The sequence below is a fragment of the Candidatus Tisiphia endosymbiont of Micropterix aruncella genome (assembly GCF_965178575.1).
Lineage (GTDB): Bacteria > Pseudomonadota > Alphaproteobacteria > Rickettsiales > Rickettsiaceae > Tisiphia.
The window spans coordinates 633,837-656,910 of record NZ_OZ238268.1; the positions used below are offsets into that span (position 1 = coordinate 633,837).

General features: G+C 33.3%; 29 protein-coding genes, 3 tRNA genes and 1 pseudogene. 18 read left to right on the forward strand and 15 right to left on the reverse strand.

What is annotated here, in order from left to right:
* Positions 1-65 precede the first annotated feature (65 nt).
* The 9 genes from mnmE (at position 66) to ACN1AG_RS03120 (ending at position 6,668) form a co-directional block, all read left to right on the forward strand.
* Complete coding sequence (gene mnmE / locus ACN1AG_RS03080) at positions 66-1,529, forward strand: tRNA uridine-5-carboxymethylaminomethyl(34) synthesis GTPase MnmE (RefSeq protein WP_367364391.1); 1,464 nt, start codon at positions 66-68, stop codon at positions 1,527-1,529.
* Between the two features lie 3 nt (positions 1,530-1,532).
* Complete coding sequence (locus ACN1AG_RS03085; RefSeq protein WP_367364390.1) at positions 1,533-2,477, forward strand: tyrosine recombinase XerC; 945 nt, start codon at positions 1,533-1,535, stop codon at positions 2,475-2,477.
* A 63-nt stretch (positions 2,478-2,540) separates the two neighbouring features.
* Positions 2,541-2,960 carry an RNA polymerase-binding protein DksA gene (gene dksA / locus ACN1AG_RS03090; RefSeq protein WP_341747613.1) on the forward strand — a complete coding sequence of 140 codons (420 nt, stop codon included), beginning with the start codon at positions 2,541-2,543 and terminating at the stop codon, positions 2,958-2,960.
* Between the two features lie 26 nt (positions 2,961-2,986).
* Positions 2,987-3,277 (forward strand): SemiSWEET family sugar transporter, encoded by a 291-nt coding sequence (locus ACN1AG_RS03095; protein ID WP_417905424.1) that lies wholly within the window; start codon positions 2,987-2,989, stop codon positions 3,275-3,277.
* Between the two features lie 152 nt (positions 3,278-3,429).
* Positions 3,430-3,600, forward strand: coding sequence for a 50S ribosomal protein L33 (gene rpmG, locus ACN1AG_RS03100; protein WP_341747615.1), 171 nt, complete (start codon positions 3,430-3,432; stop codon positions 3,598-3,600).
* 14 nt (positions 3,601-3,614) lie between these two features.
* Positions 3,615-3,950, forward strand: coding sequence for a 30S ribosomal protein S16 (rpsP, locus tag ACN1AG_RS03105; protein ID WP_341757928.1), 336 nt, complete (start codon positions 3,615-3,617; stop codon positions 3,948-3,950).
* 332 nt (positions 3,951-4,282) lie between these two features.
* Positions 4,283-4,357: transfer RNA gene (locus ACN1AG_RS03110), tRNA-Thr, on the forward strand.
* A 23-nt stretch (positions 4,358-4,380) separates the two neighbouring features.
* Positions 4,381-6,126 carry an ABC transporter ATP-binding protein gene (locus tag ACN1AG_RS03115; protein ID WP_417905582.1) on the forward strand — a complete coding sequence of 582 codons (1,746 nt, stop codon included), beginning with the start codon at positions 4,381-4,383 and terminating at the stop codon, positions 6,124-6,126.
* A 374-nt stretch (positions 6,127-6,500) separates the two neighbouring features.
* Positions 6,501-6,668 (forward strand): hypothetical protein, encoded by a 168-nt coding sequence (locus ACN1AG_RS03120; RefSeq protein WP_367364388.1) that lies wholly within the window; start codon positions 6,501-6,503, stop codon positions 6,666-6,668.
* Positions 6,669-6,826: 158 nt separating this feature from the next.
* On the opposite strand, the gene ACN1AG_RS03125 is transcribed toward ACN1AG_RS03120, so the two are convergent.
* Positions 6,827-7,129, reverse strand: coding sequence for a MerR family transcriptional regulator (locus ACN1AG_RS03125; RefSeq protein ID WP_417905425.1), 303 nt, complete (start codon positions 7,127-7,129; stop codon positions 6,827-6,829).
* A 500-nt stretch (positions 7,130-7,629) separates the two neighbouring features.
* Between ACN1AG_RS03125 and ACN1AG_RS03130 the strand changes: the two genes are divergently transcribed.
* Positions 7,630-8,055 carry a hypothetical protein gene (locus ACN1AG_RS03130; protein ID WP_417905063.1) on the forward strand — a complete coding sequence of 142 codons (426 nt, stop codon included), beginning with the start codon at positions 7,630-7,632 and terminating at the stop codon, positions 8,053-8,055.
* Positions 8,043-8,396, forward strand: coding sequence for an IS66 family insertion sequence element accessory protein TnpB (gene tnpB / locus ACN1AG_RS03135; protein WP_341757307.1), 354 nt, complete (start codon positions 8,043-8,045; stop codon positions 8,394-8,396). Before ACN1AG_RS03130 ends, tnpB (ACN1AG_RS03135) begins: the two co-directional genes overlap by 13 nt.
* Here tnpB (ACN1AG_RS03135) and ACN1AG_RS03140 read toward each other — a convergent pair.
* The 4 genes from ACN1AG_RS03140 to ACN1AG_RS03155 all read right to left on the reverse strand — a co-directional run bounded on the left by ACN1AG_RS03140 (position 8,393) and on the right by ACN1AG_RS03155 (position 11,779).
* Positions 8,393-9,502, reverse strand: a complete 1,110-nt coding sequence (locus ACN1AG_RS03140; protein WP_417904515.1) for an IS66 family transposase — start codon at positions 9,500-9,502, stop codon at positions 8,393-8,395. The two genes, tnpB (ACN1AG_RS03135) and ACN1AG_RS03140, sit on opposite strands and share 4 nt — an antisense overlap.
* 302 nt (positions 9,503-9,804) lie before the next feature.
* Positions 9,805-10,038, reverse strand: coding sequence for a hypothetical protein (locus ACN1AG_RS03145; RefSeq protein ID WP_417904495.1), 234 nt, complete (start codon positions 10,036-10,038; stop codon positions 9,805-9,807).
* Positions 10,039-10,250: 212 nt separating this feature from the next.
* On the reverse strand, positions 10,251-10,676 hold the full coding sequence (locus ACN1AG_RS03150) for a hypothetical protein (protein ID WP_417905063.1): 426 nt from the start codon (positions 10,674-10,676) through the stop codon (positions 10,251-10,253).
* Between the two features lie 278 nt (positions 10,677-10,954).
* Positions 10,955-11,779 (reverse strand): hypothetical protein, encoded by an 825-nt coding sequence (locus tag ACN1AG_RS03155; RefSeq protein WP_417905426.1) that lies wholly within the window; start codon positions 11,777-11,779, stop codon positions 10,955-10,957.
* 159 nt (positions 11,780-11,938) lie between these two features.
* Here ACN1AG_RS03155 and ACN1AG_RS03160 point away from each other — a divergent pair, with 159 nt between their 5' ends.
* The gene (locus ACN1AG_RS03160) at positions 11,939-12,172 is read left to right on the forward strand and encodes a hypothetical protein (RefSeq protein ID WP_417904495.1); all 234 of its coding nucleotides are present in this window, start codon (positions 11,939-11,941) and stop codon (positions 12,170-12,172) included.
* Between the two features lie 302 nt (positions 12,173-12,474).
* Positions 12,475-13,584 carry an IS66 family transposase gene (locus ACN1AG_RS03165; RefSeq protein ID WP_417904515.1) on the forward strand — a complete coding sequence of 370 codons (1,110 nt, stop codon included), beginning with the start codon at positions 12,475-12,477 and terminating at the stop codon, positions 13,582-13,584.
* On the opposite strand, the gene tnpB (ACN1AG_RS03170) is transcribed toward ACN1AG_RS03165, so the two are convergent.
* The 5 genes from tnpB (ACN1AG_RS03170) to rpmF form a co-directional block, all read right to left on the reverse strand.
* Positions 13,581-13,934 (reverse strand): IS66 family insertion sequence element accessory protein TnpB, encoded by a 354-nt coding sequence (tnpB, locus tag ACN1AG_RS03170; protein WP_341757307.1) that lies wholly within the window; start codon positions 13,932-13,934, stop codon positions 13,581-13,583. The two genes, ACN1AG_RS03165 and tnpB (ACN1AG_RS03170), sit on opposite strands and share 4 nt — an antisense overlap.
* Positions 13,922-14,347 (reverse strand): hypothetical protein, encoded by a 426-nt coding sequence (locus tag ACN1AG_RS03175; RefSeq protein WP_417905063.1) that lies wholly within the window; start codon positions 14,345-14,347, stop codon positions 13,922-13,924. Before ACN1AG_RS03175 ends, tnpB (ACN1AG_RS03170) begins: the two co-directional genes overlap by 13 nt.
* A gap of 223 nt (positions 14,348-14,570) precedes the next feature.
* Positions 14,571-14,891, reverse strand: coding sequence for an HU family DNA-binding protein (locus tag ACN1AG_RS03180; RefSeq protein ID WP_417905427.1), 321 nt, complete (start codon positions 14,889-14,891; stop codon positions 14,571-14,573).
* On the reverse strand, positions 14,885-15,838 hold the full coding sequence (locus tag ACN1AG_RS03185; protein WP_341754106.1) for a beta-ketoacyl-ACP synthase III: 954 nt from the start codon (positions 15,836-15,838) through the stop codon (positions 14,885-14,887). Before ACN1AG_RS03185 ends, ACN1AG_RS03180 begins: the two co-directional genes overlap by 7 nt.
* 6 nt (positions 15,839-15,844) lie before the next feature.
* Positions 15,845-16,045, reverse strand: coding sequence for a 50S ribosomal protein L32 (gene rpmF, locus ACN1AG_RS03190; RefSeq protein ID WP_341754105.1), 201 nt, complete (start codon positions 16,043-16,045; stop codon positions 15,845-15,847).
* 386 nt (positions 16,046-16,431) lie between these two features.
* Between rpmF and ACN1AG_RS03195 the strand changes: the two genes are divergently transcribed.
* From ACN1AG_RS03195 to ACN1AG_RS03215, 5 genes are all read left to right on the forward strand, one after another.
* Positions 16,432-16,893, forward strand: a complete 462-nt coding sequence (locus ACN1AG_RS03195) for an outer membrane protein assembly factor BamE (RefSeq protein WP_417905428.1) — start codon at positions 16,432-16,434, stop codon at positions 16,891-16,893.
* A gap of 307 nt (positions 16,894-17,200) precedes the next feature.
* Positions 17,201-17,275, forward strand: a tRNA-Glu gene (locus ACN1AG_RS03200).
* 316 nt (positions 17,276-17,591) lie between these two features.
* Positions 17,592-18,869, forward strand: coding sequence for an amino acid permease (locus ACN1AG_RS03205; RefSeq protein ID WP_417905429.1), 1,278 nt, complete (start codon positions 17,592-17,594; stop codon positions 18,867-18,869).
* Positions 18,870-19,712: a M23 family metallopeptidase gene (locus ACN1AG_RS03210; RefSeq protein WP_367364383.1), complete on the forward strand. Its 843-nt coding sequence runs from the start codon at positions 18,870-18,872 to the stop codon at positions 19,710-19,712.
* Between the two features lie 188 nt (positions 19,713-19,900).
* A tRNA-Arg gene (locus ACN1AG_RS03215) sits at positions 19,901-19,977 on the forward strand.
* Positions 19,978-20,532: 555 nt separating this feature from the next.
* Here the strand turns inward: ACN1AG_RS03215 and ACN1AG_RS03220 are convergent.
* From ACN1AG_RS03220 to ACN1AG_RS03240, 5 genes and pseudogenes are all read right to left on the reverse strand, one after another.
* On the reverse strand, positions 20,533-21,504 hold the full coding sequence (locus ACN1AG_RS03220; protein WP_417905430.1) for a recombinase family protein: 972 nt from the start codon (positions 21,502-21,504) through the stop codon (positions 20,533-20,535).
* An 84-nt stretch (positions 21,505-21,588) separates the two neighbouring features.
* A complete protein-coding gene (locus ACN1AG_RS03225; protein WP_417905431.1) occupies positions 21,589-21,789 on the reverse strand; it encodes a hypothetical protein in 201 nt (66 codons plus the stop codon).
* Positions 21,790-21,799: 10 nt separating this feature from the next.
* Positions 21,800-22,114, reverse strand: a pseudogene (locus ACN1AG_RS03230) (hypothetical protein); the annotation flags it as partial.
* A 146-nt stretch (positions 22,115-22,260) separates the two neighbouring features.
* Positions 22,261-22,446 (reverse strand): hypothetical protein, encoded by a 186-nt coding sequence (locus ACN1AG_RS03235; protein ID WP_417905432.1) that lies wholly within the window; start codon positions 22,444-22,446, stop codon positions 22,261-22,263.
* Positions 22,430-22,678, reverse strand: coding sequence for a hypothetical protein (locus ACN1AG_RS03240; protein WP_417905433.1), 249 nt, complete (start codon positions 22,676-22,678; stop codon positions 22,430-22,432). The genes ACN1AG_RS03235 and ACN1AG_RS03240 overlap by 17 nt, the downstream gene beginning before the upstream one ends.
* Positions 22,679-23,074 lie beyond the last annotated feature (396 nt).

Genomic DNA, 23,074 nt, shown 5'->3' on the forward strand with positions numbered 1-23,074 from the left:
TATAATTGTTTCATAGTAGATAGTATAATTAAATAAATTACTTAAGCAAGAGGATCACTACTGTCGTGGAAACTATTTTTGCTCAAAGCTCTAAACCAGGAAAAGCTGGTGTTGCAGTCTTTCGTATCTCTGGACCTAAAAGCCTATTTGCCTTAAAACACTTGCTTAAGAATAATAATATAGAGTTTGTTCCGAGAATTATGTACTGTAAAAAGCTCATAAATCCTAAAAATCAAGAATTAATTGATGATGCAGTTGTAGCATATTTTCAAGCTCCAGCCAGCTTTACTGGAGAAGATGTAGTGGAGATATATACACATGGCAGCATAGCAATTGCCGTAATGCTAAGTGAAGCATTGTTAACCATAGATGGTTTAAGGATTGCAGAGCCTGGGGAGTTCACCCGTAGGGCGTTTTTAAATGGTAAATTTGATTTAACTGCTGCAGAAGGTATTGCCGATTTAATTGAAGCTGAAACTGTTTGGCAACATAGGCAGGCAGTTAAGCAAGTTGGTGGAGAGCTTGAAGAACTTTATAATGGATGGAGACAAACTTTACTTACCATTATTGGCTTACTTGAAGCTTATATCGATTTCCCTGATGAAGATATTCCACAAGAAATATTAAATAGGGTTATGACTATTAGTGCTGATCTTAAATATGCTATAATAAAACACCTTAACGATAATAGACGAGGGGAGTTACTACGAACTGGGATTAAATTGACTATTTTAGGAACTCCTAATGTTGGTAAATCTAGTTTACTTAATTTTTTGATGCAAAGAGATGTTGCTATTGTATCAAACATTGAAGGCACAACTCGTGATATAATTGAGGGGCATCTAGATATAGGGGGATACCCAATTATATTACAAGATACGGCTGGTATAAGGTCTAGTAATGATCTAATAGAGCTAGAAGGTATCAAACGTGCAATTGAGTCAGCAAAAATGGCTGATATCAAAATAATTATGCTTGATGCTATAAAGTTAAGCAACTCCCCCTTATATTTTGAGGAGATGGCTGATATTATAGATTTAATAGATGATAATACCATAATGCTGGTCAATAAAATTGATCTTTTGGATAAAAGTTTGGGGCATTGTTATCCCTGCGAAAGTAGGAATCTAGATTCCCGCCTACGCGGGAATGACATTGAAGGAAGCAGGGATGACACCGGAGAAGTCGGGAATGACATTATGGAAGATAGATTGCTGTTATTAAACAAAAATTATTTAAAGATCTCTATAAAAGAAAAAATAGGACTGGATATTTTATTAAAGGAAATCGAAAATATTGCCCATAATATGGCAGGTTTAACTGAATCGCCGCATATTACTAGACAACGTCAACGAGCGTGTATAGAAAAAGCGTTGGAATATTTAGAAAATTTTAATATTGAAAATGACTTAGTGCTAGCCACAGAAGATGTTAGAATGGCTATCAGAAGTTTAAGTAATGTTACTGGTAAGATTAGTGTTGAAGAAGTGTTAGGAGAGATATTTAGTAATTTTTGTATAGGTAAATGATCAATGATTCAGAAAAAAGCACAAGAAGTATTAGAGCTAATAGATAAATGGCAAAAATATCTGAAATTACAAAAAAATTGTTCAGAACATACCATAATTTCTTATAAGAATGATTTAGAACATTTTCTGAATTTTATGACTCACTATAATTCTGAAATCATCACCATTACTTCTATAAGGCAAGTTGACATAAGATTAGTACGGAGCTGGCTTTCTAAAAGGCAACAAGATAATTACCTAACAGCTTCTAATTCTAGAAGTTTGTCTGCTATAAAGAATTTTTATAAATATCTAGAGAAGACTGCTAATATCACTTGCCATGCAATTTTTTCCGTCAAAAACCCTAGGAAAGCTAAAATATTACCGAAATCTTTATCGCAGTCAGATGCTCAATTATCCATTGAACATATTGATGATTTTGCTGATTTAGAATGGGTGGAGTTAAGAAATAAAGCCCTTTTAGTGCTTATTTATGCTGCTGGTCTTAGAATATCCGAAGCATTATCTATAACTACATCTCATCTACAAAACTTAGATTTTATAAAAATAACAGGGAAGGGTAGAAAAGAACGGATAATACCATGGACGCCAGTTGCTAGAGATTTAATAGAACAATATTTGAGTAAATTACCTTATAGTATAGATGAAAAAGATCCGATATTTCGAGGTAAAATGGGTAAAAAATTACAAGCTCCAGTATTTAATCGTGAACTGATAAAATTACGCCGCTTCTATGGATTATCAGAACATTTATCAGCTCATTCCTTTAGACATAGTTTTGCCACGCACTTGCTTGAGAATGGAGCAGAGTTAAGGTCTATTCAGGAATTACTTGGTCATAAAAGTTTGTCAACTACCCAGCGTTATACTAAAATTAGTCTAAAACATTTGGAAAATATTTATAATAATGCTCACCCAATATCAAAATCTAATGGGAAACTATTATAATCTTCTTGCCATGCTTTTTAATTATAGGTTATATTATCCCATGTTTGAATATGAGAAGCCTGTATGTCTAAAATTATTTTACTAAAAGGGTATAAACCTTCCAATGATGAAGAATATATGAATCCTCAACAGTTAGAATATTTTAGACAGAAACTCCTTGAGTGGAAAAGTTCTTTACTAGAGGAATCACGAGAAACCTTAACCCATCTCAAGGAAGAAAATTGGAATGAGCCGGATTTGAATGATCGTGCGTCAATTGAAACGGATACAGCAATTGAACTCAGGACAAGAGATAGGTATCGTAAGCTTCTTGATAAAATCGAAGAAGCTTTGGTAAGGATAGAAAAAAATGAATATGGTTATTGTGAAGAAACTGGAGAGCCAATTGGCTTAAAACGTCTAGAAGCAAGACCAGTTGCAACTTTGTGTATTGAAGCACAAGAGCGACATGAGAGTTATGAGAAACAGCATATAGATATTTAGTGTCTAATAGTTAAATAGGTGCATATATGGCATATACAGAGAAAACAAAAAATAAACTAATTATTTTTTTTGATAGATATATGATATTTGCTGGTACAATGGGACAATATTTGTTTTATACTCAGGCCTATAAAATTTTTACTACTAAGAGTGCAGATGACTTATCTCTTGATGGTTTTCTTGTGATAATTGTTGTTACTTTGAGTTGGTTAATTTATGGTATAATCCACCATAACATTACAATCATTGTTGCTCAAATAGTTGGATTAGTAGGAATGATAATGGTGGTGATTGGTATATTACTTTATGCTTCTTGAGTGTTTATACTTTTTGAGCGGTCAACACCTGCATTAGTTAAATATGGCAAACAATCGAACCAAGCAGGTTATTTTCTCTTGACTATTTGCCAGCTTACTTTTATTATGACCAGCAGTTTATTTTATAAATAATACAAAAAGGTCTGATAGTTGTGGCTAAAAAAAATAAGAATGTTTTGGTAAGGCTTGTTAGTACAGCTGGTACAGGGTATTTTTTGGTAAAGAAACGCAACCCTAAAACTCAAACTGAGAAGTTATCATTTAAGAAGTATGATCCTGTAGTCAGGAAGCACGTTCCTTTTAAAGAAGAAAAGATTAAATAGTGAAATAGAGGTATATGGCAACAAAAATTCGTTTGGCAAGAGGTGGGGCAAAAAAGCGTCCTCATTATAGAGTAGTTGTAGCCAATGCAACAGCTCCTAGGGATGGTGATTTTTTGGAGAAAGTAGGTACTTATAACCCAATGCTTGTCAGAGGTGATGCAAATCGTGTGGTTTTAAAGTCTGATCGTATAGAATATTGGTTAAGTACGGGTGCTCAGCCTACAGATCGTGTTGCTAGGTTTATTGAAGAAGCTGGTATATTACTCCCGGCATCAATAAAAAAGAAAATGGAAGTTAAAATTAAGAATCGTAAAATAAAACCTCCTAAGAAAGAGTCAAAAAAAGCTTAAGGTGAATAAAAACATGTTCCTCCCGTGAGGGGGATGTCATTCGAGCTGCGGCAGGAATCTAAACCACCCAAATCGATGTCATTCCCGCGTAGGCATTGCCCGCGTGGATCAAAAAGCCAACGTAAGTAATGGTACTTACAGGGCAAAAAGTATGTCATCCCTGCTTTCGCAGGGATCTAAAGAAATAGCCTGCAAAGGTTATTAGATATTATGGATTCCCGCCGTTGCTAAGAATGACATACTAGTGATCCACGCGGGCAAAGCCTTCCAGCTTTTAGCTAGGAATGACATCAACCTTGATAGGTGCTTCACTTTAGAGCTTTTTCTTATTTGCCGGATTAGCTCAGTGGTAGAGCAACCGCCTTGTAAGCGGTAGGTCGTCAGTTCAAATCCGACATCCGGCACCAGCTATTTTATAACTATGTTTTCAATACATAAGACAATTCCTTATAGATTTATCAGTTACTTAAAGCTCTATAAATTAGATCTAGCAATTGTTATGTTGGCCTTATTATGTGTGTCAGTTTCGTTGCTAGCAATAGGTAGTAGCTTTAGACAGTTAATTGATAATGGTCTAAAAGCACATTATCTGCAGTCAATTGATCAATCGATATTATATATTACTATTTTAATAATAATTTTTAGTGTAGGTAGTTTTTTCCGTTCTTATTTCATTAATAATATTGCTGAAAAAATCGTGAGTACAATTAGGCAAGAAGCCTACAGTAATATAATTAATTTTGATATTGCTTGTTTTGAAGAGCTAAAAATTGGTGATATCATCTCCCGCCTGACTATAGATATAGAACTTATCTCCAAGTTGATTATCAATTTTCTCTCTTTCTTTGTTCGTAACTCAATAATGCTAATTGGTGGAATTATATTGATGTTCTTTCAGAGTCCTAAGCTCGCTGTGATTGTCATTACCATTATACCATTATTATTGTTACCACTAATGAAATTTGGCAAATATGTAAGAAATTTATCAAAAAATGCTCTCAAGTCGCAAGCCAATATTGCAGCTAATTTAGAAGAAACTGTATCAAATATTTGCACGATACAAGCTTTTAATCAGCAGGCAAATAAAATAGCTGATTTCAATAGACAAATTTCTGATTATTTAAAGCATACGGCAGATCGCTTAAAAATCCGTTCTATATTTTTCGCGATAGCTATTTCAGTTATACTAGTCTCTATCACTATAGTTATATGGGTAGGTAGTAGAGATATAGTACATGGCGATTTATCATCAGGTCAGATGATATCATTTATTTATTACGCTATAATCGCCGGTATGAGCAGCGGGGGTATTTTTGAGCTTTTAAGTGAGGTACACTCATCTCTTGTAGCCTCAGAAAGGGTTTTTGCTCTTATAGATTATTCTTCCAAAAATCAACACACCAATATCCAAATATGTGATTATCAAGATAATAAGACTTCTAGGATTATAGAGTTTGAAAATGTAAGCTTTACATATCCATCAAGATTAGACAGTTTAGTTATAGATGATTTGTCATTTAAAATAGATAGAGGTAAATTTATTGGTATAGTTGGCAGATCAGGTGCTGGTAAAAGTACCATGATGCAGTTAATGTTAAAATTTTATTTTCCTAAAAAAGGGATCATTAGAATTGCCAAGCAAGATATATCAAAGACTAATGACCAGCAGATAAGGCGTATGATTGCCTATGTACCACAGGATTCAAGTATTTTCTCTGGTACGATTAGATCAAATATCGTTTTTGCTAAACCAGATGCTAGTGAAGAAGAAATAATAAAAGCAGCTAATAATACCGGAATAATGGATTTTATTCAAAATCTTCAAGAAGGACTAGATACTGAAATTGGTGAGAAGGGCATTAAATTATCTGGAGGACAGAAACAACGAATAGCTATCAGTAGGGCAATTCTATATAACCCAGAGATTTTACTTCTAGATGAAGCAATGAGTGCTTTAGATAGCGAGAGTGAACAAAAATTACTAGATAGATTACAAAAAATAATGAAAGACAAAACTATATTATCTATTGCTCATCGTATTTCAAGTATAGAGCAGGCTGATGAAATTTTGGTAATTGATCATGGACGGTTAATTGCAAGGGATACTCATGCTAAACTGCTTGAGAAATGTGAAATTTATAAAATAATTTGCAAAGAACAGTCAATAAACTTGTAAAAATATGAATAGAGAGTTCGTTAAAACCTTAGTTTTGGATTAAAATTAAAAATTTTAATCCAAAACTGGCTAGAATATTCAGAAAAATGCATTCTTAAAGCGGTTTTGCGAATGCATTTTAATCTATTAGCAAATGAAATATTTAACAATCAGGCGTCAACCCGCTTTAAGCCTGATTGTTTACATTCTCATTCCAATTTCGGATTAATGAAATTAATCCGAAATTGAGGTTTAAAATAAATATATTAACCAAAATGACACAGAGTTATTACATTAATAATTTATTTTTATAATAAAGGTAATTCTACCTATTATTTGACTTGAATATTACAAAGTTTAAGCTAGAATCACCAATACAAAAAATGAGGTTTATTATGAAAAATTTATTAACTATTATTCTAACTTTAGCTTTCTCTATTTCTGCTTTTGCTGTAGCTGCTCCTGAGAAAAAAGACCCGCAGCAAGACGAAGTAAACATGGATGAAAACAACATGAACAAGAAAGACACGAAGAAAGAAGAAAAAGAAGAAGTGAAAAAATAAATCCCTTCTTTCTAAGGCTGGTGTGGAGTTTTTCTATGCCAGCTTTTTTGTAATATGATTATTAATCGTATTCAGTCCTTTCAAGGCTTTTCTTTGACAATTCAATTCATGCAGAATATTCCTATCTAAGCTCAATTCGATGTAAGAATTATTAATTTTTATCTAGAAATAATTTGCTGGATAGTTAACGATAAGTCATAAAAGTTTTTGATCAGGCAATCAATTTTATTTATTTGATTATCGGATAGTTTTGAGATAATAGGCTGCGATTCTATCGGTATATTCTTGGTTGTCATATGGGCTTTCAAATATTCAATATCTTGTCTTGTATAATATCGTCTGTTACGTATCTTATGTATAGTTAGGTTTGGTAGTAGCCGCTCTAGATATCTTAGCTGGTGAGAGTGAATATTTAGAAGTTTTGTTACTTCACTAATGGAGTAATATTTCTTAATCTGCATTTTTAGACCTCTTGCATAATTCTACTTCTGCTGGTAATTTGTGTGTCACGTTAATTCGGGATAAGGATTAGTAAAAATAGCAGACATATATATACTACGAAGAGCAATTAATGTATGAATTCACAGAAATGCAATTTATACATATCCAAAATCTTGTATTAGTTATAGCTAAAGCATTTTTACTAATCCTTATCCCGAATTGACGTGTGTCGGTGCGGTACTAGAATCCGTAACACGCGAATTCGGGATAAGAATTTGCCAATTCTTATCCCGAATTCGCGTTTCTATGCTATTTTTTTAGATACCGCACACCGAAGCAGGAATGACATAAACCCTTCGCAGGGACGCCTTAGGCTATTAAACCGATGTCTTATACCATTTCCCATTATTAACTACGCTATTTAGCGCTACAGTTGTAGTACGTATACTTGCAGCAAAACTGCATAACTTTATCTAATTTTTTTGCTAGTATGAATTTTTTATACATTTGGGTTCCTACTATGCAAATACCATCAATTACTATTGAGCAAGTAGCTCAGCAATTTAAAGCTTGGCGTCAAACTAAAACTAACAAGTTTGATCCCATACCAAACCATCTAAAGGAATTAGTTCACCAATTACTCCATCATTATTCTTACCAAGAGATAGCTAAACATCTTAATATTAATAAAGCAACAATTAGTTCAATTAAAAAAGCCCATGAACCTACCCTCAAAACTTCTCCTGTCTCAGCTTCAAATCAAGCTCTACAACAAAATATTAATTTTGTCCCATTTCAACTAGTAAATTCTATAGCTACTGATCCTGTAGCGAACCCCAAACAAAATCACTATACTTGTCACATTATTAAACCAAATGGTACCAAGCTTATTATCCAAACACTAGAGCCAAAAACCATAATTCAGACATTTCTATGCTGCAACTAACCCCGGCGTCAGTTATTTTTGTTGCCACTATTGCCATCGATTTTCGCAAGGGTATAGATGGCTTAATCGCTGTTTGTAGACAAAAACTTTCTTCTGACCCTCTTAATGGTTCCTTGTTTTTATTCTATAATAAAAACAGAACTGCCATTAAAATTTTGTCCTTTGACGGTCAAGGCTTTTGGCTATGCTCTAAACGCCTATCCAAAGGTAAATTTACGGCAAAACTCTTCCCTTCTGATAATTTATCTTATCAGATTTGCCATAGAACCTTATACATTCTTATTCATAATGGCGATCCTAGTTCTGCCAAACTCTCTAATGATTGGCGTTCTGTCATTTAAGCTGCTGTCTTGATTAATTCCGTATTATTCATATATCTTGCATAGGCAAAAGGGCTATAATTCGCAGGATGCTTCTTTGCTTTGCTACTCTGCTCTTGTAGCCAATTTAAATATTTAAAGGCATTGATCTCGTTCTCACTACAAGTCTTTACTATACTATATAGACCACTATGTATCTCAGCACTATTGATTGTTTTAAAGAATAATGAATTCTTCCTTTGTAAAATAATGGTACGCAGTGATCTCTCAGCCCAATTATTATCAAGACTGCTAACTGGAATTTTTAAAAATTGGGTCAAACCTTCTTTATTATTTAACCAATATCTCATAACTTGTCCAAGCCTACTATTAGGCTCAACTTTCTTGTCGTTAAATAATTCGTCTATTTTGTTATATATGTTTTCTATATATTTACTGCTATGTTCCTGATGATACCCCAGTTTTTCTTCAGGGCTCATCTCTTTACATTGATGTTCATTGTGGTAAATACCACGTGTTTGTTTGAGAAAATATCCGCATTCTTCAGGGTAATATAGTTCATTCTCTGTAAATTTTCTCTGACCATGTGACAAACAATTGATCATCACTATTATTGCTAGTAATTCTTTATCTGCTTCTGATAATACCGGGTTATTATTGTTACTTGCGTCAGTCATTAATTGGATAGAATCTGTTCTATTCTTACGATTCTTTAGTACGTTACCAATATTCTCCCCGCCATGCTTATTACCTGTAAAATATAAAACTATCACCTCATTATTTGTAGTCTTAGCACATATAGTAGTAGTATAACAGCTGCGTCCTTTCTTATTTTGAGTACGTAATTTTTTATTGGCTATAGTAATTTCTAAAATCCTGGCTCTAGTATCATCAAGATTCAGTGAATTACATTCGGCAGCCATTTCCAATAATACCCCGTAAATCTCAGCTCCACCACCTTCTTGCCAAACATCTAAATATTGTTGCCACAACGAACTATATGCTACAGGAAACCCACTTAAACTTTGCAACCTAGATAAACGGTAGAAAGGAGTACCATAGGTCTTTTGTAACACTATTGCACTTCTGCTACTATTTGTCCATTTGTTGATATTTTTATTGTTCATAACTTTATAGTCGCAAGCATTACAGCGTAGCGTTTTCTTTACATATCTGTTGACTGTAATTGGAGCGTTACCTGTGAATTGTAGCAATTTTCTAGCTTCACTATTATATAGTTTGCCATTATAGCAGTGAGGACAGCTATCACCACTACAAAAATTCTCAGGAGCTAAATAGCTGGTATTCGCATCCTTATAATCATCAAACCCATATTTACCTTGCCAATTACTACGATCTATCTTTTTGGGCTTATCGCACTCTTCTTCATTACCACCATTCCCGTTATCAGATTCACTTGGCGGTTCTTTTAATGAATCTGAACTATCTTTTTTTTGTTATCTGCCTTAAAACCAATCAGCATTTCCTTAAGCTTATTTATACTGATATTTGATGATGCTAGCTTGTCTATTAGTTCGTTACAAAATTTCACAAGTTCTATTATCGCTTGCTGATCATTTCCTGTTAATGAATTTGCCTTAATATGTTGTATTAGTTCTTCTCGTTCTTCAGCACTTAAGGTCGCTACTTTTGGCTTTTGCATTTCGATTAATTATCATTATTGTTAATATTTCAGATGTTATAATATGACTGGTACTTTTTCAACTAGTTTTTTTATTAATCGGTGATATTTGCATAGTAGAAACCCAAATTTATAAAATAAATTTATACTAGCAAAAAAATTTAATAGTGTTATGCAGTTTTGCTGCAAGTATACGCTGCAAGTATACGCAACAAAAATAACTGACGCCGGGGTTAGTTGCAGCATAGAAATGTCTGAATTATGGTTTTTGGCTCTAGTGTTTGGATAATAAGCTTGGTACCATTTGGTTTAATAATGTGACAAGTATAGTGATTTTGTTTGGGGTTCGCTACAGGATCAGTAGCTATAGAATTTACTAGTTGAAATGGGACAAAATTAATATTTTGTTGTAGAGCTTGATTTGAAGCTGAGACAGGAGAAGTTTTGAGGGTAGGTTCATGGGCTTTTTTAATTGAACTAATTGTTGCTTTATTAATATTAAGATGTTTAGCTATCTCTTGGTAAGAATAATGATGGAGTAATTGGTGAACTAATTCCTTTAGATGGTTTGGTATGGGATCAAACTTGTTAGTTTTAGTTTGACGCCAAGCTTTAAATTGCTGAGCTACTTGCTCAATAGTAATTGATGGTATTTGCATAGTAGGAACCCAAATGTATAAAAAATTCATACTAGCAAAAAAATTAGATAAAGTTATGCAGTTTTGCTGCAAGTATACATTAATCGGTGATATTTGCATAGTAGAAACCCAAATTTATAAAATAAATTTATACTAGCAAAAAAATTTAATAGTGTTATGCAGTTTTGCTGCAAGTATACCTTATTCATGCTATTATTCCTTTGTTGTTTCTACTGTAGAATAATACTTAAATTTTCCTTCTTTTGACCACCTTTACTAGACGGTTACGTTAAAAACCTCTAAACGCCTTCTGCAGGGTAGGGAATATCACCAGCTAAGGGTAAGTGTATTGTTTCGTTATTATAAGCACTACCTACAAGGGATGTGCTAATGTTAGAAACATTAACAAGATCGCCTAATATTTTTAGACCATTTAATTTTTTCTCCTCACCCTCCACAAGAGATACCAAAATATTTTCTTCAAAATCATCAGTAGACAACCTTCGATGCTGTGTTGGGATATTTTTTTGATCAAGCGTTCTTATACTTTGTATAGACTTTTTAAAATTGTCTAGCTGGGGTGATTGTAAGTTCCATCCTTCATCACATACACCATGTGTTCCTCTATGCATATATCCCTTTTTTTCCAAGTAAGGATGACAGTATCCACAACTTAGCTTTGAAACACCTATATAATTTGTATCTAGAAAATCAATAAATGGAAATTTATTTACTATATTAGATTCACAATGAACATTATCCAAATTCGGAAGTGCTTCTATTTCTATATTACCATATTCGATTGGAAATCTTGTTAAATGACCATACAGTTTATATGAATCCTGTAAAGGTCTTAGGAATGTATTAATGTGACAATGTAAATCCTGATCATTACTCATAGTAGTTAGCATCTTTTTATAAGTAGAAGTAAAAGGCTCTATCAAATTGGTAAAGCTAAGTGGATCATTGATTGCTTTCTTTACTGCATAATCTAATTCCGTACTATTTTTACCTAGCTTCTGCCTTACAGTACTAAACTGTTTCCCAAAGTTCTCTAATAATTCAAAGCATAGTTTACTGTACTGCTTTATAGTAAGCTTGTTTGTTCCGTATACTTGCAGCAAAACTGCATAACACTATTAAATTTTTTTGCTAGTATAAATTTATTTTATAAATTTGGGTTTCTACTATGCAAATATCACCGATTAATAAAAAAACTAGTTGAAAAAGTACCAGTCATATTATAACATCTGAAATATTAACAATAATGATAATTAATCGAAATGCAAAAGCCAAAAGTAGCGACCTTAAGTGCTGAAGAACGAGAAGAACTAATACAACATATTAAGGCAAATTCATTAACAGGAAATGATCAGCAAGCGATAATAGAACTTGTGAAATTTTGTAACGAACTAATAGACAAGCTAGCATCATCAAATATCAGTATAAATAAGCTTAAGGAAATGCTGATTGGTTTTAAGGCAGATAACAAAAAAAAGATAGTTCAGATTCATTAAAAGAACCGCCAAGTGAATCTGATAACGGGAATGGTGGTAATGAAGAAGAGTGCGATAAGCCCAAAAAGATAGATCGTAGTAATTGGCAAGGTAAATATGGGTTTGATGATTATAAGGATGCGAATACCAGCTATTTAGCTCCTGAGAATTTTTGTAGTGGTGATAGCTGTCCTCACTGCTATAATGGCAAACTATATAATAGTGAAGCTAGAAAATTGCTACAATTCACAGGTAACGCTCCAATTACAGTCAACAGATATGTAAAGAAAACGCTACGCTGTAATGCTTGCGACTATAAAGTTATGAACAATAAAAATATCAACAAATGGACAAATAGTAGCAGAAGTGCAATAGTGTTACAAAAGACCTATGGTACTCCTTTCTACCGTTTATCTAGGTTGCAAAGTTTAAGTGGGTTTCCTGTAGCATATAGTTCGTTGTGGCAACAATATTTAGATGTTTGGCAAGAAGGTGGTGGAGCTGAGATTTACGGGGTATTATTGGAAATGGCTGCCGAATGTAATTCACTGAATCTTGATGATACTAGAGCCAGGATTTTAGAAATTACTATAGCCAATAAAAAATTACGTACTCAAAATAAGAAAGGACGCAGCTGTTATACTACTACTATATGTGCTAAGACTACAAATAATGAGGTGATAGTTTTATATTTTACAGGTAATAAGCATGGCGGGGAGAATATTGGTAACGTACTAAAGAATCGTAAGAATAGAACAGATTCTATCCAATTAATGACTGACGCAAGTAACAATAATAACCCGGTATTATCAGAAGCAGATAAAGAATTACTAGCAATAATAGTGATGATCAATTGTTTGTCACATGGTCAGAGAAAATTTACAGAGAATGAACTATATTACCCTGAAGAATGCGGATATTTTCTCAAACAAACACGTGGTATTTACCACAATGAACATCAATGTAAAGAGATGAGCCCTGAAGAAAAACTGGGGTATCATCAGGAACATAGCAGTAAATATATAGAAAACATATATAACAAAATAGACGAATTATTTAACGACAAGAAAGTTGAGCCTAATAGTAGGCTTGGACAAGTTATGAGATATTGGTTAAATAATAAAGAAGGTTTGACCCAATTTTTAAAAATTCCAGTTAGCAGTCTTGATAATAATTGGGCTGAGAGATCACTGCGTACCATTATTTTACAAAGGAAGAATTCATTATTCTTTAAAACAATCAATAGTGCTGAGATACATAGTGGTCTATATAGTATAGTAAAGACTTGTAGTGAGAACGAGATCAATGCCTTTAAATATTTAAATTGGCTACAAGAGCAGAGTAGCAAAGCAAAGAAGCATCCTGCGAATTATAGCCCTTTTGCCTATGCAAGATATATGAATAATACGGAATTAATCAAGACAGCAGCTTAAATGACAGAACGCCAATCATTAGAGAGTTTGGCAGAACTAGGATCGCCATTATGAATAAGAATGTATAAGGTTCTATGGCAAATCTGATAAGATAAATTATCAGAAGGGAAGAGTTTTGCCGTAAATTTACCTTTGGATAGGCGTTTAGAGCATAGCCAAAAGCCTTGACCGTCAAAGGACAAAATTTTAATGGCAGTTCTGTTTTTATTATAGAATAAAAACAAGGAACCATTAAGAGGGTCAGAAGAAAGTTTTTGTCTACAAACAGCGATTAAGCCATCTATACCCTTGCGAAAATCGATGGCAATAGTGGCAACAAAAATAACTGACGCCGGGGTTAGTTGCAGCATAGAAATGTCTGAATTATGGTTTTTGGCTCTAGTGTTTGGATAATAAGCTTGGTACCATTTGGTTTAATAATGTGACAAGTATAGTGATTTTGTTTGGGGTTCGCTACAGGATCAGTAGCTATAGAATTTACTAGTTGAAATGGGACAAAATTAATATTTTGTTGTAGAGCTTGATTTGAAGCTGAGACAGGAGAAGTTTTGAGGGTAGGTTCATGGGCTTTTTTAATTGAACTAATTGTTGCTTTATTAATATTAAGATGTTTAGCTATCTCTTGGTAAGAATAATGATGGAGTAATTGGTGAACTAATTCCTTTAGATGGTTTGGTATGGGATCAAACTTGTTAGTTTTAGTTTGACGCCAAGCTTTAAATTGCTGAGCTACTTGCTCAATAGTAATTGATGGTATTTGCATAGTAGGAACCCAAATGTATAAAAAATTCATACTAGCAAAAAAATTAGATAAAGTTATGCAGTTTTGCTGCAAGTATACTGTAGTACTAAGGTCAAAACGATGTCATCCCAGCGAAAGCTGGGATATAATAATGTTTAATAGTCTTTCAGGCTATTTTTTTAGATTCCCGCCTACGCGGGAATGACAGCTCTGGGTAGTAACTACAACTGTAGTATTAGCGTAGTTAATAATGGGAAATGGTATTACATCGATATTTGAGGTTAACTAATAATTTTAACTTTTTAGTTGGTATAAAACGCATTACCTCTTTTGCTGGAATTATCACTGTCTCTTTTGTATGAAAATTTATGCCAGGCCTAGGTTTTTTTGTGCTAGTACAAAAGCTTCCAAAACCTGCTAACGTCAATCTTTGGTTGCTTGCCATTTGCTGAATATTCTTAAATATTTGATTGACTATTTCCTCGCATATAATACTTGATAGCCCCAGCTTAGATTTTAATATGTGAGCAATTTTTTCTCTAGTAATAGTCTTAGTTGTTACCATCTGATTAAAACCGATCCCCAAGTTATTCCAGCACCGATAGCTGTAAAAAGGAGTATATCACCTTTTTTGATATTAGCATAAGATTTAAGAGAAGCGAGGGCTAAAGGGATTGAAGCAGCAGAACAATTGGCATGTTCTGCAACCGTTTTTACTACTTTACTTGGATTAAATTTTAGTCGCTCTATAACTGCATCTATAATCCTTATATTTGCCTGATGTGGAATAAAATAGTTAACATCATCTACGGTAAAATTATTATTATGTAGTATGTCTTCAGCTGATTTGCTCATTTTTTCTACGGCATGCCTAAAAACTTCCCGCCCTTTCATTTTTATTTTACCGCTTTTGCCATCTGTACTTACACCACCATCAGTGTAAAGAATATCAAAATAACGACCATCCGAGTAAATATTACTATCTATTATACCAGAACTATCCTCACTATGTTGCAGAATTACAGTACCAGCACCATCACCGAATAAAACACAAGTAGTTCTATCGCTCCAATCTAGTAAAGACGACATTTTTTCAGCAGCAACCAGTAATATTGTTCTATATTTTCTAGATTTAATCAAAGAGTCAGCAACATGTAAACCATATACAAAACCCGAACATACCGCTTGGAGATCAAATGAAGGTACATTATTAAGCCCAAGATAACCTTGTAACTTAGAAGCTATAGAAGGAAAACTATTATCTGGAGTAGTGCTGCAGGTAATTATCAAATCTATAGATGATGCCTTTAACCCAGCATCATCTAGGGCATTCTGACTGGCTTTAAGAGCTAAATGTGACGTATATTCATCGTTCCTGGCAATATGCCTTTGTAATATACCCGTCCTTGAGCGAATCCATTCATCGTTGGTATCAACCGATAACGATAATTCTGCATTGCTAACAATACGTTCCGGCAAATATGCACCACACCCAAGAATTTTACAAGCCATTTTGCTTTATGCTACTTCTTCATCTTGTTCTTCTTTCTTCACAATAACTTGACGACCATTATATGTGCCATCAGCTAGAGATATATGATGAGGAAGTTTATATTCTCCTGTTTGAGAATCTACTACTACATTAATCTTACCAAGTGCAAGATGAGAGCGTCTCATATTACGTCTTGATTTTGATGTTTTCTTCTTTGGAACTGCCATATAGCCTCTTAAAAATTATACATAACCCCAATTCGGGATAAGAATTAGTTAATTCTTATCCCGAATTGGCTTTAAATAAGGAAAAATGCATTCTTAAAGCGGCTAACGCGAATGCATTTTAAACCTTTCTAAAGCTAAAAACATGATTTTAAAAGATTAAAATCATGTTTTTAGCAAAATATTAATTTAACAATCAGATGCAGAGCCGTCTCAAATCTGATTGTTTCTATACTTCACCGAATTTGGTATAAGAATTGACAAATTCTTATACCAAATTCGCGTACATAGGGTTATTTTATAATCCTGTGCAAAAAGTATTTGTCAAATCGATGAAGCAGTATATTATACTTCCATTGCAAAATCTAGGTATTTCAAACATAAATTTTATGAAATTTTTTATAATTCGGACTTTTCTTGTTTCATCAATATTCTTTACATTATGTAGTTGTCAAACTATAGAATCAAGAGGGCAGTATGTGGATGATAATTTATTACCTACGCTTGAGGAGAGTAGGCTTAGTAAATCCGAGGTAAAAGATTTAATTGGCACACCAACAATTATACCTGACTATACACCGAATACTTGGTATTATGTTCAACGTTCTTTAGCTAGGAGAGCATGGTTTAAACCAAAAGTGATTGAACAAAGAATAGTAAGAATTACTTTTAATAAAAATGATATTCTTGAAGAAGTTTTAGTACTTAATGACTCACATAAAGATGATATAATGTTAATTAAAGAATATACGAAAACTTATGGTACAGAATTAAATGGGCTACAAAAGTTTGTAAAAAATATTGGCAGGTTCAATAAAACTACCGACGGAAAAAATAAGAAGAAACGATAAAATCATACTTGCAATATTTCATAGATATTGTATAAAATAGAACGCTCTGATTCTGAGAATATAGATAGGCTATAGCTAACCCGAGAATGTTTTAGCCATAGTAATAGTGGTAGCCTTGTCATTCGTAGGCTTGCCAACGTGGATCACTAGTATGTCATTCTTAGCAACGGCGGGAATCTAAAGAAATAGCCTAGAAGACTATTTAGATATTATATATCCCGCTACCTTCGCAGGGATGACATACTTTTAACTAAGATATCAACATGCAACTAAAACCTTCTCGGGTTAGCTATACCAAAGAGTTTATGGCCCCTTCGTCTAGTGGTTAGGACGCTACCCTTTCACGGTGAAAACACGGGTTCGAGTCCCGTAGGGGTCACCAGTATCTATAGGTAAAAATGATGTCATCCTTGCGTAGGCTTTGCCAACGTAAGTAATGGTACTTACAAGGTCAAAAACGATGTCATTCCTAGCTAAAAGCAGGAATCCAAAAAATAACCTGCAAAGGCTATTAGATATTATAGATTCCGCTACCTGTGCGGGAATGACCTACTTATGATCCACGTTGGCAAAGCTATATGCAATCGTAAGAAACAACAATATAATATATCGCTTGCAAAAACTTGAAAATTGATAAATCAGTTTTCAAGTTTTTATTTTTTATGTAAAGTTTATGATTATTACATCTTAAGGATTATATGTCACAAAAGCTTGGTTTTTGGTCAGTTTTTGCTCTAGTTATTAGCAGCCAAATCGGTACTGGTATTCTAATATTACCTGCCAGTTTAGCTTCATTTGGCATTTTTAGTTTAATTGGATGGGTTATATCTAGTTGTGGGGCTATGATTTTAGCATTGTTATTTTCTATGCTTTGTGCGCGATTTCCTCAAACTGGTGGTCTTCATATTTATGTAAAACAAGCATTTGGCAATAGTGCAGCATTTTTTACTGGTTGGACTTATTGGGTTATTTCATGGGTAAGTTCAGTAGTAGTTGTTGTTGAGGCTATTGGTTATTTTATGCGTTTAATTGGTATATATAACAGTTTTATATGTTTATTTTTACAAATATTATTGTTACTTATTATTATGTTAATAAACCTTAGAGGTATAAGAGCGGCTGGCTATTCTGAGTTAATACTAACCTTACTAAAAGTTATTCCATTAATAATAATACCAGTTATGGCGTTATTACAATTTGATAGCAATAATTTTGTTATGGATCAAAAAATAGCTAATTTAACTTCTCATCAAATTTTGGGTGAAGTAACATTATTAACATTTTGGGGATTTTTTGGAGTAGAATCAGCAACAGTTCAGTCTAGTGTAGTAGATAATCCATCAAAAACCATACCAAAAGCAATGATAACCGGTACATTTTGTGCTGCTATTATCTATATTATTAATAGTATTGGAATAATGGGCTTAGTTCCTACAAAAAACTTAATGCATTCAATTGCTCCTTACGCAGATGCTGCTCAAATAATTTGGGGAGGACAGTGGCATTTAATTATTTCTCTGATTGCTTTCATTATTTGTATTGGAACGCTGAATGCATGGATATTAATTAGTGGACAAATTGCTTTAAGATTAGCACAAGACGGTTTTATGCCATCGTTTTTTTCTAAAATAAATAAAAATGGTGCTCCAGTTGGGAGTTTAATTATATGTTGTTTAGGGATATTATTGTTATTGATCATGACTATAAGTGAGGACTTGTTAAAACAAATTAGAAAAGTAATCGATTTTTCAGTTGTTTCAATTTTATTTGTATATCTAACTTGTAGTATAGCATTTTTGAAGCTACTATTAACTAAATTAGATGAATCTGTACTGTATGAATGGCTAATTGCTATTGGATCAATAATATTTTGCCTATGGATTATTTATAAAACACCATTAACAGATATAATAATTAGTACTTCTTTTATATTAAGCGGAGTACCGGTTTATTTTCTTTGGTATAAAAGGCAATAAATGCTTAAATTTTGTATATTGTTGTTAACTATACTATTATTACAAGGATGTAGCTCTTCATCTACCAACAAGACTCTTTTAACTGTTACCGCTCAGCAATTACAAAAAGATCATAAACTAAATCACGGCACTTTAATTATACAATATAATTTAGCAGCACTAAGTAAAAATAACTGCATCTATGCAAAAGATTTTGGTCTTGTTATTAATGATAGCCAATATAATAAGGCTTTTTTACAAAAGTTTAAAGCCAGCTGTGCTGAGAATATTAATAACCAAGCAATGATCAGGTCAACCAAGATTAAGGACTTACTACTAAAATTAAATTGTAAGTATAAGTTCTTATCTCAAGAAGAATTACGACTTGTTCAAAAAGCTAGTAATAAAAATAGTTCCCATAATATTAATGAGCTAGCACAATTAGATAAGCTAACTACTACTATTCCTATAATGTTACCACAATATAACGTAAAGATTACCAGTCATTACGGCGTACGCAAACACCCTAGGAAAAAACAAAAGAAATTCCATTGTGGGACAGACTTAAAAGCCTATAGTAGTGCTCCTATTTATGCCTCTGCTGATGGAATAATTACTACCATAAGGCGAGAACGTGCTTATGGAAATTTGATAGAAATAAAACATTCAAATAAATTTATCACCAAATATGCTCACTTGAAAAAAATACATGTAAAAGCAGGAGATATGGTTACAAAAGGTCAAATGATTGGGCTTCAAGGGAATAGTGGCAATAGTACCGGGGAACATTTACATTTTGAAATTTGGCTCAATAATAAACATGTCAATCCTTTTGATTTTGTGTCACACGCTTGCAACTGTTGAAAATTTTGCTATAATAGACCTCTTGTAGAATTCGCTCTAGCTCAGGAATTTGTAGGAGAGCCGGAATCTTGATCCGCAGCGTACTCTAGTTCCGTTACGGATTCGAGTCTAGTCCCGATGCCCAAATTATCAGCAGAAGTAGAATTATGCAAGAGGTCTAATGATTAATCTTCAAAAGCAGTAAAAAAGAAGCCGTAGCTCAGCAGGATAGAGCGAGCGATTCCTAATCGCTAGGTCGGAGGTTCGAATCCCCCCGGTTTCGCCATTCTCCGATTTTAGTGCATTTTACGAATGCGTCAAATGGTGGACGTAGCATAAAGTCTAGCTTTCCGTCTTTTAATTTTAGGTTCGTAAATACTAAATTTATCAATTTACGTTTTCCCTCCGTAGTCGAACCTTTAAAGGTTTCTAACGCTCCGGAAGCCAGTTCTACTAGGTTAACCAAGCATTCTGAAAATTTATCATCAGCATAATCATGGTTTTCTATTTCTTTCACGATATATTCACGTTTTTGTATTAATTTCTGACGTTTTTCTTCATGATCTTCCTTGCTAATATCACCGTCTAAAAATAAATCAGTTAACCTATCCATACGAGTTTTAATCTTAGTATGCTCAGTATGTAGCTCTCCTATACGCATTTTATGAAAACCTTGCTCTATTTTTGCTGAGCTTTTAATATAACCAATTACTTCAGATCGCAATTCAGGCTCTAAATGGAGTGTTGCTAATACTTTTTCTACTTCTTGTAGTATTATTTCTTCTTTCACGTATATCCTTTTATTAGGGTTATCAGGATGCCACCCTAGTAAATATATCCACTATGCTGTACTACCATTAGGATAAGTCTTCTTCTTAGTATCCGCAGTGATCACACGACCAGTAACAGCACATTTTATCAATCCTCTAAATATATATTCTTTTTCTCCATATTTAAACGGTTTTTTATTCCAGTTAGCACGTACCCTTTGGCAAGTATCAAATAGTTCTTTACTAATTAGAGGAGGATATATATGTTGGTATTCTTTTTTAGTTTTTAGTAATCTCATTACCCCGTAATAAAATGGATTTGTAATAATAGAATAAAGATGGGAGTGGCATAAATAATCTTGATTACCTCTAGAATTGCGTAATCCCCATTCTTTGGTTTTCTTTAGTATCTCAGGTAGAGTATAACTGCCTGTAGCATATGTTTCAAATATTTTTTTTATTAAAGGACCACGGTCAGGATCAACTATTATTTTCCCCTTACCTCGATCTCTACTATTGCCACTTGTTACATGCAAGTAACCAATGGGAGCAGTACTGACCCACTCTCCTTGGCGTAGTTTTTGGGCAATAGCACGATTTACATTATCTCTAAGACTGTCAACGAAATTTTGAGCCATCATTACAAACATATTCCATACCATCCTATCTTGCGAAGTAGAATGCTTATGGATGATACAATTTTCCGTGTAAAAATGTAGTTCGATTTTTGCTCTTTCAATTAGATCATTTAGTAGAGGTGTTTCTTTATAACTACGTTGTAATCGATCAACTTTATCTGCAACTACTGCTATAATTTCTTTTTGTTTTTTAGCAAAGTCTATAGCTTCCTGAAACTTTTTACGATTACCTACTGTTGATGACTCCGAGAATTCAAATATCTTTAGAATTTCTAAACCTTTACGCAGACAATATTCTTGCAATCGGTATTTCTGTGCTTCAATAGAATATCCTTCTTCTTGTTCTTTTGTTGAAACGCGAGCAAGTAAAATAGCTTTAACAGCTTTTAATGGTTTTTCTATCATATTTTCTATCTCCAATTAACATAGTTGTTTTAACAGAAGATTTAACTTAAACTCCCTTAATAGTCAATTTATTTTTATCTTATTCTATCTTTGATTAAAATGAAGTAAGATTTTGACAAATTCTATCAAATTCCTAGCTGCTGTATGTGCTTCAACGTCGGATAATTTGCCGTTATATTTTACTCTGATGTTGTTAACTATCGATTCATATAATTCATCTTTACTCCTTTTATCTTGGTTGATATGTGAGTGTTGTTTGTATGCTGTCGTTGGTTTTTTATCCATTATTCTTTCCTTAATTATATTTTGATAAAATTAAATCCAGCAATGCTAGGCTATCAGCTTCATTATGGTCTTCTGTAGTAAAGCCTTTGCGTTTAACTGCCTTAATTACTTCCTGTTTGGAAGTATTTCCTTTACCTGTAATGTACTTCTTGATTGTTCCTACCGGTACACCTTGATAAGGTATTTGATAATGTTCACACCAAGCAGTTAAATGTGCCAAGAACCCGCCGTATTTATGTGCCGCAGCAACTCCTTTATGCTGTACTACTTCTTCAAAGTAGATGGCATCAATAGTAATGCAGCTATTTTTAAGCTCAGTAAGCCACTACTTAAAACACGTCAATTCGGGATAAGGATTAGTAAAAATGCTTTAGCTATAACTAATACAAGATTTTGGATATGTATAAATTGCATTTCTGTGAATTCATACATTAATTGCTCTTCGTAGTGTATATATGTCTGCTATTTTTACTAATCCTTATCCCGAATTAACGTAAAACGTAAATATGGCATGCTTCCTCCTTCAAATCGCTTTAGCTTGAAAGTGACTGTACCAAAGGTAATACGACCTGTTGGATCTCGTATTGCCCAGCCTAGGGTCGTGCCAAGGTCAAGTGCTAGGATAGTTTGAAGTTTACGTTTAATACCGGTAGTCATCTTGTTTTAATTCCTTTAATAATTCTTGTTCAAGAAATTCATCTGTAGCTCCGTAAAAATCATTTGGTGTTACAGCTCCTCGAGTAGTTATAAAAATCTTCATCATAATTTTTTCTCTTGGAATAGCTGCTTCATAAAGATATCTGTAAATATGGGTATGAGTTGTTTCAAATAAGCGAGTAGCTACAGTAGGCTTTATTTTATTTACTGACATCCAAGTTGAAAGTTTCATAATCTTCTTAATTTTAATTGTAGGTTATAAAACCTAGCTAACTGTCATGTATAGAAAAATATTTTTTGTTAAATCAAAGGTTCTACATAGGAGTTTTAGAAACGTACTGAGTCATGGACTGATTTCTAATTATGGGTACTGTAATCTAAAATTATAAATCTGTGGAAAAATGTTATTTTAAACAACTAAATTAAAGAGCTTTTTGCTTGATCTATGCTAGATATCCGGTTTAAACAAGTTATTTTTAATAACTTAAGGTTGCAAAAATTGAAATTTCAAGGAATCCTATTAAGGGCATTTTATATTTCAAATAGGAGATTAATGATGAATAAAGATAATGTTTTACACGTACCAATTGGCTCGCTGGCAAAATACCAAATACAAGATTTGTACCAG

Excerpts from the sequence above, each read along its gene's own strand:
- ACN1AG_RS03085 (WP_367364390.1), top strand. The coding sequence starts at position 1,533 with ATGATTCAGAAAAAAGCACAAGAAGTATTAGAGCTAATAGATAAATGG.
- dksA (WP_341747613.1), top strand. The coding sequence starts at position 2,541 with ATGTCTAAAATTATTTTACTAAAAGGGTATAAACCTTCCAATGATGAA.
- ACN1AG_RS03095 (WP_417905424.1), top strand. The coding sequence starts at position 2,987 with ATGGCATATACAGAGAAAACAAAAAATAAACTAATTATTTTTTTTGAT.
- rpsP (WP_341757928.1), top strand. The coding sequence starts at position 3,615 with ATGGCAACAAAAATTCGTTTGGCAAGAGGTGGGGCAAAAAAGCGTCCT.
- ACN1AG_RS03120 (WP_367364388.1), top strand. The coding sequence starts at position 6,501 with ATGAAAAATTTATTAACTATTATTCTAACTTTAGCTTTCTCTATTTCT.
- ACN1AG_RS03125 (WP_417905425.1), bottom strand. The coding sequence starts at position 7,129 with ATGCAGATTAAGAAATATTACTCCATTAGTGAAGTAACAAAACTTCTA.
- ACN1AG_RS03130 (WP_417905063.1), top strand. The coding sequence starts at position 7,630 with ATGCAAATACCATCAATTACTATTGAGCAAGTAGCTCAGCAATTTAAA.
- tnpB (WP_341757307.1), top strand. The coding sequence starts at position 8,043 with ATGCTGCAACTAACCCCGGCGTCAGTTATTTTTGTTGCCACTATTGCC.
- ACN1AG_RS03140 (WP_417904515.1), bottom strand. The coding sequence starts at position 9,502 with ATGAACAATAAAAATATCAACAAATGGACAAATAGTAGCAGAAGTGCA.
- ACN1AG_RS03145 (WP_417904495.1), bottom strand. The coding sequence starts at position 10,038 with ATGCAAAAGCCAAAAGTAGCGACCTTAAGTGCTGAAGAACGAGAAGAA.
- ACN1AG_RS03150 (WP_417905063.1), bottom strand. The coding sequence starts at position 10,676 with ATGCAAATACCATCAATTACTATTGAGCAAGTAGCTCAGCAATTTAAA.
- ACN1AG_RS03160 (WP_417904495.1), top strand. The coding sequence starts at position 11,939 with ATGCAAAAGCCAAAAGTAGCGACCTTAAGTGCTGAAGAACGAGAAGAA.
- ACN1AG_RS03165 (WP_417904515.1), top strand. The coding sequence starts at position 12,475 with ATGAACAATAAAAATATCAACAAATGGACAAATAGTAGCAGAAGTGCA.
- tnpB (WP_341757307.1), bottom strand. The coding sequence starts at position 13,934 with ATGCTGCAACTAACCCCGGCGTCAGTTATTTTTGTTGCCACTATTGCC.
- ACN1AG_RS03175 (WP_417905063.1), bottom strand. The coding sequence starts at position 14,347 with ATGCAAATACCATCAATTACTATTGAGCAAGTAGCTCAGCAATTTAAA.
- ACN1AG_RS03180 (WP_417905427.1), bottom strand. The coding sequence starts at position 14,891 with ATGGTAACAACTAAGACTATTACTAGAGAAAAAATTGCTCACATATTA.
- ACN1AG_RS03185 (WP_341754106.1), bottom strand. The coding sequence starts at position 15,838 with ATGGCTTGTAAAATTCTTGGGTGTGGTGCATATTTGCCGGAACGTATT.
- rpmF (WP_341754105.1), bottom strand. The coding sequence starts at position 16,045 with ATGGCAGTTCCAAAGAAGAAAACATCAAAATCAAGACGTAATATGAGA.
- ACN1AG_RS03195 (WP_417905428.1), top strand. The coding sequence starts at position 16,432 with ATGAAATTTTTTATAATTCGGACTTTTCTTGTTTCATCAATATTCTTT.
- ACN1AG_RS03205 (WP_417905429.1), top strand. The coding sequence starts at position 17,592 with ATGTCACAAAAGCTTGGTTTTTGGTCAGTTTTTGCTCTAGTTATTAGC.
- ACN1AG_RS03210 (WP_367364383.1), top strand. The coding sequence starts at position 18,870 with ATGCTTAAATTTTGTATATTGTTGTTAACTATACTATTATTACAAGGA.
- ACN1AG_RS03220 (WP_417905430.1), bottom strand. The coding sequence starts at position 21,504 with ATGATAGAAAAACCATTAAAAGCTGTTAAAGCTATTTTACTTGCTCGC.
- ACN1AG_RS03225 (WP_417905431.1), bottom strand. The coding sequence starts at position 21,789 with ATGGATAAAAAACCAACGACAGCATACAAACAACACTCACATATCAAC.
- ACN1AG_RS03235 (WP_417905432.1), bottom strand. The coding sequence starts at position 22,446 with ATGACTACCGGTATTAAACGTAAACTTCAAACTATCCTAGCACTTGAC.
- ACN1AG_RS03240 (WP_417905433.1), bottom strand. The coding sequence starts at position 22,678 with ATGAAACTTTCAACTTGGATGTCAGTAAATAAAATAAAGCCTACTGTA.